This window comes from Persicitalea sp. (assembly GCF_041751555.1).
GTDB lineage: Bacteria > Bacteroidota > Bacteroidia > Cytophagales > Spirosomataceae > Persicitalea.
In genome coordinates, this window is the sequence record NZ_JBGSXF010000628.1 from 1 (window position 1) to 10795 (window position 10795).

10 protein-coding genes and 1 pseudogene are annotated in these 10795 nt (G+C 51.2%); 5 read left to right on the forward strand and 6 right to left on the reverse strand.

The annotated features are described in order from the left end of the window. A pseudogene (locus ACEW8P_RS22195) lies at nt 1-418 on the reverse strand (hypothetical protein); the annotation flags it as partial. Between the two features lie 63 nt (nt 419-481). On the opposite strand from ACEW8P_RS22195, the gene ACEW8P_RS22200 reads away from it, so the two are divergent. From ACEW8P_RS22200 to ACEW8P_RS22215, 4 genes are all read left to right on the forward strand, one after another. Further along, complete coding sequence (locus tag ACEW8P_RS22200; RefSeq protein WP_373515257.1) at nt 482-1339, forward strand: NAD(P)H-binding protein; 858 nt, start codon at nt 482-484, stop codon at nt 1337-1339. Nucleotides 1340-1616: 277 nt separating this feature from the next. Next, nucleotides 1617-2129, forward strand: coding sequence for an RNA polymerase sigma factor (locus ACEW8P_RS22205; protein WP_373515258.1), 513 nt, complete (start codon nt 1617-1619; stop codon nt 2127-2129). Between the two features lie 281 nt (nt 2130-2410). Further along, nucleotides 2411-3910: a phytoene desaturase family protein gene (locus tag ACEW8P_RS22210; protein ID WP_373515259.1), complete on the forward strand. Its 1500-nt coding sequence runs from the start codon at nt 2411-2413 to the stop codon at nt 3908-3910. Nucleotides 3911-4054: 144 nt separating this feature from the next. Further along, nucleotides 4055-4906, forward strand: coding sequence for a phytoene/squalene synthase family protein (locus ACEW8P_RS22215; protein WP_373515266.1), 852 nt, complete (start codon nt 4055-4057; stop codon nt 4904-4906). A gap of 34 nt (nt 4907-4940) precedes the next feature. Here ACEW8P_RS22215 and ACEW8P_RS22220 read toward each other — a convergent pair whose 3' ends face one another. Next, on the reverse strand, nt 4941-5369 hold the full coding sequence (locus ACEW8P_RS22220) for an ABA4-like family protein (RefSeq protein ID WP_373515260.1): 429 nt from the start codon (nt 5367-5369) through the stop codon (nt 4941-4943). Nucleotides 5370-5410: 41 nt separating this feature from the next. Further along, on the reverse strand, nt 5411-6091 hold the full coding sequence (gene tsaB / locus ACEW8P_RS22225; protein WP_373515261.1) for a tRNA (adenosine(37)-N6)-threonylcarbamoyltransferase complex dimerization subunit type 1 TsaB: 681 nt from the start codon (nt 6089-6091) through the stop codon (nt 5411-5413). A gap of 131 nt (nt 6092-6222) precedes the next feature. Between tsaB and ACEW8P_RS22230 the strand changes: the two genes are divergently transcribed. Then, nucleotides 6223-6594: a LytTR family DNA-binding domain-containing protein gene (locus tag ACEW8P_RS22230; RefSeq protein ID WP_373515262.1), complete on the forward strand. Its 372-nt coding sequence runs from the start codon at nt 6223-6225 to the stop codon at nt 6592-6594. Nucleotides 6595-6620: 26 nt separating this feature from the next. Here the strand turns inward: ACEW8P_RS22230 and ACEW8P_RS22235 are convergent, their stop codons facing one another. The 3 genes from ACEW8P_RS22235 to ACEW8P_RS22245 all read right to left on the reverse strand — a co-directional run. Continuing rightward, nucleotides 6621-7904, reverse strand: a complete 1284-nt coding sequence (locus ACEW8P_RS22235; RefSeq protein ID WP_373515263.1) for a M16 family metallopeptidase — start codon at nt 7902-7904, stop codon at nt 6621-6623. A 72-nt stretch (nt 7905-7976) separates the two neighbouring features. Next, on the reverse strand, nt 7977-9185 hold the full coding sequence (porV, locus tag ACEW8P_RS22240; RefSeq protein ID WP_373515264.1) for a type IX secretion system outer membrane channel protein PorV: 1209 nt from the start codon (nt 9183-9185) through the stop codon (nt 7977-7979). Nucleotides 9186-9288: 103 nt separating this feature from the next. Beyond that, nucleotides 9289-10795: C25 family cysteine peptidase (locus ACEW8P_RS22245; RefSeq protein ID WP_373515265.1), on the reverse strand; the 1507-nt coding region annotated here is incomplete at its 5' end.

A 10795-nucleotide genomic window follows, 5' to 3' on the forward strand; every position in this document is an offset into this window, starting at 1 on the left:
GGAAGCCCGTTACAATAGTTTCTACCCGTGGTGGTTGGAAATCGGGGTAGTAGTATTTGAGATGTCGGAAGGCCTTTTCCAGGGGTTCTTTTATCTTGCCTTCCTTATTGCCCAGCAAAGAATCTACCTGGTATTTGAAACTTCGCAGTTCATTATTTCGTATCTGCCCGTAAAGGCTACTGGCTAATGCTGTATCCTGTCCGTATCCCTCGAAGTAGACCTGTTGGAGATAAGGATGACGACCGAGGAACGATTTTACTTCCGCTACGCTCTCACAGGCAAACAGCGCATCTTCGAGCGGCTCCATTTTTACTTCTGCCTGGATACCACTGAGGTCAGGTTCGCGGTCGGTAAGGGAGTCGCAGCCCGCCAGGAATAGAGCAAGGCCAAGAAAAACAAAAATTCGGTTGGGGTACATTCACTCGAAATAGGAGAACACGTTGGTCGAACACGCAAAAGTAGCTAAAAAGTTGCAGTCCCTATGTCCGAGAAAAATGACAAAACGATAAGTATCGTCGGCTGCGGCTGGCTGGGGTTTCCCTTAGCTGTACGCCTGCTGGAACAAGGCTACGCCACAGTAAGAGGCAGTACTACTTCCTATGGAAAACTACCTATGCTTCGCGAGGCCGGTATTGAAGCCTGTGAGGCCATCCTTGACCCTGAGCCCAAGGGTGGCAATTGGTCGGAGCTACTACAGGCAGACACTCTTATTGTGGACATCCCGCCCCGGCTGTCGAAGCAAGGCGGGGATTTCCATCCCCGGCAGATGCGAAATCTGACCGCACTGATCGAAAAATCTCCGGTCTCTGAAATAATTTATGTCAGTTCGACCTCGGTCTACCCCGAGTTGAGCCGCGTCATGGTCGAAGAGGACGTAACCAAGCCGGAGGAATCAGCCTCACCTTGTTTAATTGAAGCTGAACAAATCATGGTCTCGTTGAGGGATAAGGGCAGAAACGTAACTATTCTTCGCTGCGGGGGACTGATGGGCTACGACCGTATTCCGGGTAAATACGTACGGGGCAGGCAAGGTATTACGACAGGCAATGTCCCGGTCAATTACATTCACCGCGACGATGTGGCGGCGATTATCAGCGAGCTACTGACGCGAGGAATCAGCGACGAAACTTACAACGCAGTAGCCCCCGAACACCCCACACGCCGCGCAATCTACGAAAAATCTTGCCTGGACCACGGCTGGGAATTACCAACTTTTACGGAGCCAGAGGTTCCCGAGCCATTCAAACGCGTATCTTCCGATAACATCATTCATCAACTACACTACATTTTCTTGTACCCCGATCCGTTGGAATTTCAGTACGACAAGATCGAAGCATGACGGGAACGGTTGTTTAACGCTTTCTCCAAAAACTGGCCTTATACTTCACAAATATGTTTTCTGTGATTTATGCCTTAAATATTCAATTTTCCTATAAAAAAAATACTATTTAAATACAGTAACGGCTTATTTTTGATAAATTTCTGTTCGTTTGACATTAAAACCCACCATATTACGTTCGTAAATTGTAAATAAACAAGGTAAGTATTTGGAATCTTGTTTAACATTTACTAATTTTGGTTCAACAAAACAAAGCCGTTAAAATCTACTACCTACTATGACAGCTCTTGAATTCACATACAATCTGGACCAGGTTTCCAAAACGCTGCGTCCCTTTGCCCTGAGGCTTACGCGCGACAACGAAGATGCGAACGATTTGCTACAGGACACGATGCTTAAAGCCTTCACTAATCGCGACAAGTACACCGACGGTACCAACCTGAAGGCATGGTTGTACACGATTATGAAGAATACGTTCATTACGAACTACCAGCGAATGGTACGGCGGAAGACTTTCATAGATACTACCGACAATCTGCACTATATCAACACGGCGAACAACAGTACGGACAACCACGCCTACTCGGCCTTTGCGCTGGAAGACATTACCCAAGCCATTGAGTCGCTGGACAGCGCCTACAAAACGCCATTCATGATGCACTTCCGGGGTTTCAAGTACCACGAAATCGCTGCCAAGCTGGAAATCCCGATCGGTACCGTTAAAAACCGTATCCACATCGCCCGCAAGGATCTGAAACGGATGCTAAGCGTGTACTCGCGGCTGGATTAATATCAATTTTGAATTAGTGCCTGTCGGAATATTAGATTACCTAGTGTGCGGCAGAACTTCTGAGCTCATCCAGCCATTCTACAAAAAGTCAGGCGCGTGTCGTCTGACTTTTTATTTTTTTAAAAGTCATTTTGCTGTCTAACTTGCGTGCAGAATTTTTTCGGTTCAATAATTCCTCTTTACGTAGTACCATCCTGTCTCTTGTCAGAATCCGAGCACACAGCTGAACAAATTATTTCGACATCGCCGGGCGACCCCGTCACTAAATCACCAATTCCCCATTGAATAGAGTTATCGTCATCGGTTCAGGCTTCGCTGGGCTGTCCGCCGCCACGCGGCTGGCGCAGCGGGGTTATGATGTCACGCTGTTGGAAAAAAACGATGTCCCCGGCGGTCGGGCAAGAGTGTTCGAAGCAGACGGCTTCACTTTTGACATGGGGCCAAGCTGGTACTGGATGCCAGACATTTTCGAGGATTACTTTGCCGAATTTGGTAAGAAGCCATCGGACTATTATAATCTTGTGCGTCTTGACCCTTCCTACAAAGTCGTCTTCGGGCCAACGCAGGATATGGATTTACCGGCAGATATGCCCGGACTGCGGAACCTGTTTGAGTCCATCGAGCCGGGCAGCGCGGAGCGATTGGATGAATTTCTGCGGCAGGCGGCCTACAAATACAAGGTAGGTATCAAAAATTTCGTCTGGAAACCCAGTCGAAGAGTATCGGAGTTTTTGAGTTTGAAACTACTTTACGACGTAACACGGCTGGATGTGTTCCAATCCTTCGCCACCCACGTGCGGAAATTCTTTAAAGACCCTCGGCTGCTGCAACTCGTCGAATTTCCGATCCTATTTCTGGGTGCCACAGCCCAGAAAACACCCGCCATGTACAGCCTGATGAACTACGCCGAGATGACGATGGGTACTTGGTACCCTATGGGGGGCATGCACGAAATCGTGCGCGGCATGGTGACCCTGGCTGAGGAAATGGGCGTAAAAATTATTCTGAACCAAAACGTCCGACATATTTCCGTACAGGAAGGCCGTGCCGATCGCGTATTGACCGCTGAGGGCACTTACGAAGCCGACATCGTCGTAGCCGGGGCCGACTACCACCACGTAGACACCCAACTTCTGGCCGAACCCTACCAAAACTACAATGAAGGCTACTGGGATAAGCGCGTCATGGCCCCCTCATCGTTGCTGTTTTACTTGGGAATCAATAAAAAAGTACCCAAGCTAACGCATCACAATCTATTTTTCGACGAGGACTTTGCCTTGCACTCCCACGAAATATACGAAGACCCGAAATGGCCTTCGCGGCCCCTGTTCTATGTGTCCGCTCCATCCAAGACTGATCCGGGCGTTGCTCCTGAAGACAGCGAAAACCTATTCGTGCTGATCCCCGTTGCGCCGGGGCTGAGCGGCGATACCGAGGCTGTGCGGGAAAAATACTACGACTTGGTGATGGAACGCCTGGAAGCCTATGTCGGCGAATCCGTTCGCCCACACGTAGTTTTCAAGCGTAGCTACGCCCATTCAGAGTTCATTGCTGATTACAACGCCTTCAAAGGCAATGCATACGGCCTGGCTAACACGCTGCGACAGACAGCCATTCTAAAACCGAGCCTGAAAAATAAAAAAGTGGAGAACCTGTACTACACCGGACAACTCACTGTCCCCGGCCCTGGCGTACCGCCCTCCCTCATCTCGGGCCTGGTAGTAGCAAAGGAAGTGGAAAAAGAATTTCCTCTGAAAAAAAAAGCACCGATTGCTAAATAACAAGCGTTTTCTGCACAAATATTGCCCTAAAAGAGACAGTACATTATCATCTGTCAACCGTCAAATGCCCACTTGCTTAACAAACTCCGCCAAAAGCAGGTTATATTGACACCCAATTATCCCAAGCCCACTACGGCCGACCTTATGCTGGAACTATTCAACCGCGCGAGCCTGCAATGCAGCAAGATCATTACGGAGCATTACAGCACCTCTTTCACGCTGGGCATCCGCACGCTCGACCGCAAGTTTCATCTACCCATCTACGCCATTTACGGCTTCGTGCGCTATGCCGACGAAATCGTGGATACCTTCCACGATTTTGATAAGAAAGACTTGCTGGATCGCTTTCGCGCCGATGCCTACCAGGCCATCGAAGAGAAAATCAGCCTGAATCCCATTCTCCATTCCTTCCAGTTGGTTGTCAACAAGTACGGTATCGAACACGAACTGATCGAGGCTTTCCTACATAGTATGGAAATGGATCTCTACGAACATGAGTACACGCCTGGTGGCTACCAAGAATATATCTATGGCTCAGCCGAAGTGGTAGGTCTAATGTGTCTGCGTGTGTTCTGCGAGGGTGACGCCACACAGCACGACCACCTTCGTGAGGGCGCGCGTCGCCTGGGTGCGGCTTTCCAGAAAGTGAATTTTCTCCGTGATCTCAAGAGCGATTTTCAGGATCGGGGCCGCGTCTATTTTCCCGGTGTGGACTTCAAAGCCTTTGACCCGCAGGCCAAAGAACGCATCGAGGCCGACATCCAGGCTGATTTTGATGCTGCTTACAAAGCTATCCTGCAACTGCCCAGAGGCGCGCGACAGGGCGTGTATCTCGCCTACGTTTACTACTGCACGTTATTTAACAAAATAAAACGTCTCCCCGCCGCCCGCATTCAGGAAGAGCGCATTCGCGTTCCCGACAGTCGCAAACTAGCGTTGCTCGCCCAGACTTACGTTAAATTCAGGATTGGTTCGCTGACGGCTTCGCTCTGGTAATTCACGCTTTATACCTTCGCTTCCCAGATCGCGATTAGGCCAATTTTCTGATCTTGATCGTTCTGACGATCGAGTAGAGCAGCAACCCCACCGGGCCAAGCATAAAGCAGAAAAAAATGGGTATCACTATCCACCAGTGCGGAATGTCCCGCTCATGCGCGTCGCGCAGTACCACGCTGCCAACGACAAGGTCGAAGGCCAGGTAGTGAATCCAGCCCGCCAGCATCGCGCCATCGCCGCCGTTTTGGAACAAGCTCTTTACGCCTTCCAGCGAACCGAAATCCCCGAAGTCGGGTGGCCCGCCCGAGAATAGGTAGTAGGCGTAGAACACCGCCAGCACTACCGGAATCAGAAACGACTTTATTAAAAACTGTGTGACGAACCAGCGCGGTGCGAAAATCATCAGCAGCCACTGTGGCAGGACGAGGGCGTTAGCGATTTGGAAAGCGGCGTCGGGAGTCATGGTTGCAGGTAGCTTGGTTCAGGGGAAAATGTAGGGGAAAATCACTTCACCTTATTCGTCCCCACAAAATCTTTTAAATAATAGGGTTCGAACGACGCCAAATCCTCGAACCGTCCCAGTTGATACGCCTCCGTCGCCAAAGTACCCACCGTGCGGGCCGAAGGTTCCACCAGTTGGTCGGGAAAGTGAGCGTTCGGGTGCGCCGCCAGCAACGCACGACTCTTAGCCGCACCATCGCCGAAAAATACGACGGGGTACTTGTCCAATACCTCAGCAAAAGAATCCGCGTCCAGAATAACAGCTTGCGTAGGCTGTACTTTTTCCAAATTCGTACTGAATACAGCGGCGAAGACCTCCATCCGCCGGGCGTCGATCATGGGGCAGAAAAGGTAATCTTTTGGGTAGAACGCCGTAAGCTGCGCGGTCAGAGCAGCCAAGGTTTCTACGCCAATCAACTGCTTATCCAGCGCATAGCACAACCCCTTGGCCGTGGAGACACTCACGCGTAGCCCGGTGTATGAACCCGGCCCCTTCGCCACGGCTACAGCATCGAGGTCAGAAAGCGTGTGTCCGGTTTGCTCCACTGCATTTTTCATCAGGATTGTGAGCAAAGACGAAGACATCCGCTCCGTCAGCAAGTCGTAGGCAGCCAGGAGTTGCCCACTGGCGTGTACCGCCACCGAGCAGCCGCGCGTGGAAGTGTCGATACTTAAAATTAGCATAAATAGGTTACGTCATTGGTAGAGACGAGATTTATTGCGTCTAGGAACCAAACAGAAAAAGCAATCGGCAAGAGAATCCTTACCTTTTTGACCTTTGTTTGATAGAAAGTGGAAAACTAAAATTCAGCCGTATGAATTCCTCCACGAACCCTCAGCCAGCAAGCGTCCACATTGGTGCCCACACCGCCGTACCAGCCGCTGAGGTCGTCTTCTGCCAGGGCGACCGCAACTACACCCAGGTACATTTTGCCGATCGTCCCAAGCTGACGCTGTCTGTCACGTTGCGAATCATCCACGAACGCCTGGGTAAGGAAGGTTTCCTGCGGGTGAGTCGTTCGGCTTTGGTCAACAAAGAAGCCATTGCCGAATATGATGGTCAGCAAGTGATTCTTTTTGATGGTTTGGTTTTGCCCGTGGCGCGGCGGCGGCGGCGGTTTGTGCGGCTTACGCTGCGGGGCATTTTTTCTACGCAGACTGGTTCTATGCGGGCTGGCGCGCGCTAGACGCGATAAATCGCGTCTCTACACCACTATTTCCCGCCGACAACTACTTCAGTCATGTCTTCGAGGGCCAGGTGTTTTTGAGCGATCGCCATAATTTCCTCGGCGGTGGTAGCGTGGATTTGATAAATGTAGCGGTCGTAAAAGTCAGCCGGTAGCCCGTCGGTAATCAGGATTTTCTGGCGGTCGGCCACGTCGAAAGCGGTGTTCAGCGACCCGGCAAATTCTCCGGCCAGGAAATTCTTGACCGTTTGCAGTTCCTCTTTGGGTACTGGGACCGTTTGTAGAACTCTGATTTCCTTGCGGATTTCGTCCAGCGTTTGTTGGGTAAATTCCTTCTTCACATCGGTGCTAACGACAAAGTAGCCATCCTGCCGGAAGGCGAAGGCACTAGACGAAATACCGTAGGTCAGCCCTTTTTCCTCCCGAATATTCTTCATCAGCCGCGATCCGAAGTACCCACCCAAAATTTCGCTTACGACCAGCATCTGATAATAATCGGGATGGTGGCGGTTAAAAAGCCGCTTGCCCAGTCGAATCGACGACTGAATGCTCTCGGGCCGATCGACGATGGACGTTTTCTGGCCGGGCAAAATCGGGAAAGTGGCGGCGGTGGGTTCTTCGGCGTCCGCTCGTGCTTTGTCTGTTCCCAGGAAAGCATTGACGGCGGCAATTTCCTCCCTTCCTACTTTTCCTGATAAAATAACCCGGTACTTTGATTGCTGTATATTAGCCTGGTAATGCGTCAGGGCATCCTCCCGCGCCATGGTGCTGATGCTCTCCTCGGTGCGTCCGCGCCCGTAGGGATGCTCCGGCCCAAAGAGTTTTTCGCGAAAAAGGGCCGTGGCGCGGTAGGCGTTCTTCTCCCAGTTGACACGGTGATTCTGTAAGTTGATGTTGCGCAGGTCGTCCCACTCTTTCCGGGGAAAAGTAGCGTCGGTAAGTATTTCCTGCACGATGGGCAGCACCTCGGGTAGAAAGCGCGCCAGGCAGTAGACTACGACGCCCGATTGGTCGAAAGTATTCTTCATTTCGGTGAACGCGCCCACGCGGTCGAAGGCCTCGCTGATGTCGGCGGAGGAGCGAGCGGCGGTGCCTTCGGTGAGCATCTTCACGGCGAAGTGCGCCGCGCCGGGCTTGGACTCCGACCAGTTGCCCGCTTCGAACATACATTCGATCCGCACGACGGGCTGATCTCCTATATTGATAATGTGTAGTGGCAGACCATTGTCCAATGTCAGAGTTTCGGCAGGAGGGAGTTCAATATTCTGAATGACCCGGAAAGGCGGGGCGATAGTTCGGTCCAAAATCATGGTTCGGGGATAAAAAAAGAATGACATCCCGCAACGGGGACGTCATTCATAATGTACTTTTTATTTAGAAAATCAATTCTCCATATCTTCCAGAATCGCGGAACGATCTTTGGCTTTCAAGTTGGCCATCAACGTAATACGGAGCGTTTGAGCCAGCGGACTTCCCTGCCGTTGCGGCATGAGATAAGCAAAATCCACATTGTATTTCTGCTGGAAACGAGCACCGAAACCAACGGTGAAGTACTTGCGGTCACCTTTCATCCGGCTTTCGCTGAAATAGCCAAAGCGAGCTGCAAAGATATCATTGTACCAGTACTCGACCCCCGCTGAAATCATCACTTCTTTCAATTCCTCGTTAAAACCATCGGGAGCGTCGGCAAACGAGCCAAAAATACCGCCCAACAGCGAAAGATCTTTTGGGTCGCGGCCACGTACTACCACTTGCTGCGTTCCCTGTAACTGGTAGACGGGTGGCGTGGGAACCATTAATTTATTGGCATCTAACACAAAGTTAAAGCGGTTGCGGCCATCGGCAGTATAGGAAATTCCGGTACCCAGCTTAAAGTTGGTTGGGATGAAGTACTTGTCATCACTACCATAGGATACCCTACCGCCCAGGTTGGAAATCATAGCACCCCACGACCAGATCAGGCTACTGCCAATTTCATCGTTCTTATACTCCTTCTTATAATAAGCGCTGATATCACCTGCCGCCGTAGCCGCCGGGCGAATGGAAACTCCGTTGACTAATCCAGTACCAGCTAAATTTGAGTTAATGTATTTCAGCGTAACACCCACCGAGAAATTCTCGGCCAACTGCCGCCCGTAGGTCAGGCCGCCCATGAATTCGCGGGAGGGAAAAGTACCCGTCAAAGCACCCTGCTGGTTTCTGAATTCTAATAAGCCCAGATCGAAGTAGTTGACTTGTAGAGCTATAACTTGTCCTTTGGCCACTTTTTTATAAGCCGAAAGGTAGGTAAAGTACATATCGTCCGTGATGTTACGCAGCCAGGGTGTGTAGGAAAGCGAAACACCGTAATCGTCTTTCAGATAGGGTAGTTTGGCAGGATTCCAGTAGGTAGCGTTGGCATCGGGACTGAGAGCAACTCCTGCGTCGCCAAGAGCAGCAGAGCGGGCGTCGGGGGCAAAATTTAAGAATGCCAGCGAAGTAATAGGAATTCGGTTGGTCGTATCCTGACCCGTAACAGTTTGAGCTACTACGGTCATGGAACTACCGCAAAGGAGGAGCACGGAGGATAAACTAACGAAAAAACGATTCATATTTCCTTGGTTTGACTATGTAAGGGCAATTTTCAGATAGCGGAGTTCAAATCTACGACGAAAGTACCGAAACCTTCAAAATATCTACTGGAATTCAGCTCAACTAGCGGACACGCAGTAGTTTTCCGTTTCGTCGGTCGGTCGTTTGATCTTTGGTAGAACGTATTTGCAGGTCGTACAAGTATAAGGTTCTGCCGGGAAAAACTAAAGCACTATTCGGGCCAAATTGCAGCGTTTCGGTGATTTTCGGCTCGCTATTATAATAAATTTGGCGGGAAGTATGGACAACTTGACCAGACAAAGTTATCAAACGGACGGTTATTTCCAGATCTTCACCGGAACGGTCATGCTCTATTGTGTAGGAAAGCCGATCGTCGAACGGGTTTGGAAAAAAATCGGCGGAGTTCAAGATAATACCAGCCTTTACCCCAACTACAAACCGTAACGTGCGTTCGGCGGAGTTCGTGTAATTGTCCCAGATTTTTGCGCGTAAAGTGTAGTTCCCCGGCGGCAGGTTGTCCAATGGGAAGCGGATCGTTCCGCGTCGGAAGTTGTCCGGCTGCGCCTGAAAGTAATCGTTGAGCACATAAGTCACAGTGTCGTTCAGCGTCGCGGTCAGGTTTTGCCCCAGGCCAACCGACGACACACTAATTCCGCTGTCGTCGAATGCTTTTATCCACAAAATCGAATTGGCCGCTACCGTTTGCCCATCGCGAAAAGTGCTGTCGTTGAGGTAGGCAGTTAATTCGGGCGGCGTCCGATCGTTCGCTTCCGGCGCGGCTCCGCCCACGGTTAGGGCCAGTTGTCCGGCGGCATCGGTTAGACCATCGTTCCGCTGGACGTAAATACTCGCCCGCCCATATCCGAAGCGATAGTCGATGTTGCGCGGCACCACGAAACTGATTGTGAATTGTCCCTTTTGCACGGTGGCTTGCCCTTCGTAGAGTTTGTTGCGCAGTTCGTCGTAAGCGGCCACAGCTCCGCCTTCTCCATTGGTACGGAAGCGGACGGGCTTGTCGTAGATCGTGACGTAAGCCGTGCCGTCGAAGGTTTCGGCCACTTTTTTATTTTGTAAAATATTACCACGCAATGTGACTTGCCGCAACGCACCCAACGTGTCGGGCGGCGTGCTCCAGGCAACCTCGTACGCGGGCCGGGCCAATTTCATCGAAGGATCGCCAAGCAGGGCAAAGTTGCGGTTCAAACTACCGCTCAGGCTATTATTCTTGGTAGCTTTCATCAGATCGCCCAGGCGTGTAGTAGCGTCGGCGACATTCAAGGCTTCGTAGAAAGCCTGGTTCAGGGAAAAATTGGTACTTGAGAACACCGGACGCGTAGTTGTGAGCGCGCCAATGGCCGCACCGCGTGGACTGAGTACCATGAGTTCGGCCCCGGAAACCAGGGCCGGGTCGTCATAGCGGCCAAACTCGCAGGTAGCGGTCAGCAGTAGCGGTAGGTTGTCGTAGCCACGTACAGTCTGCATATCGGCAAGAGTCAATATTTGTTCCTCGGCCCAGCCCGTGGCACCGCCGTGCCCGGTGTAGTTCAGGATGAGTGTGCCTTCGTCGATGCGCTGCCGAATGGTGGCATTCAGGTCAGGCTTCTTGGCT

What these genes read in the sequence shown, in the direction of transcription:
- ACEW8P_RS22230 (WP_373515262.1), top strand. Translation starts at nt 6,223, where the DNA reads ATGAATTCCTCCACGAACCCTCAGCCAGCAAGCGTCCACATTGGTGCC.
- ACEW8P_RS22200 (WP_373515257.1), top strand. Translation starts at nt 482, where the DNA reads ATGTCCGAGAAAAATGACAAAACGATAAGTATCGTCGGCTGCGGCTGG.
- ACEW8P_RS22215 (WP_373515266.1), top strand. Translation starts at nt 4,055, where the DNA reads ATGCTGGAACTATTCAACCGCGCGAGCCTGCAATGCAGCAAGATCATT.
- porV (WP_373515264.1), bottom strand. Translation starts at nt 9,185, where the DNA reads ATGAATCGTTTTTTCGTTAGTTTATCCTCCGTGCTCCTCCTTTGCGGT.
- ACEW8P_RS22235 (WP_373515263.1), bottom strand. Translation starts at nt 7,904, where the DNA reads ATGATTTTGGACCGAACTATCGCCCCGCCTTTCCGGGTCATTCAGAAT.
- tsaB (WP_373515261.1), bottom strand. Translation starts at nt 6,091, where the DNA reads ATGCTAATTTTAAGTATCGACACTTCCACGCGCGGCTGCTCGGTGGCG.
- ACEW8P_RS22205 (WP_373515258.1), top strand. Translation starts at nt 1,617, where the DNA reads ATGACAGCTCTTGAATTCACATACAATCTGGACCAGGTTTCCAAAACG.
- ACEW8P_RS22220 (WP_373515260.1), bottom strand. Translation starts at nt 5,369, where the DNA reads ATGACTCCCGACGCCGCTTTCCAAATCGCTAACGCCCTCGTCCTGCCA.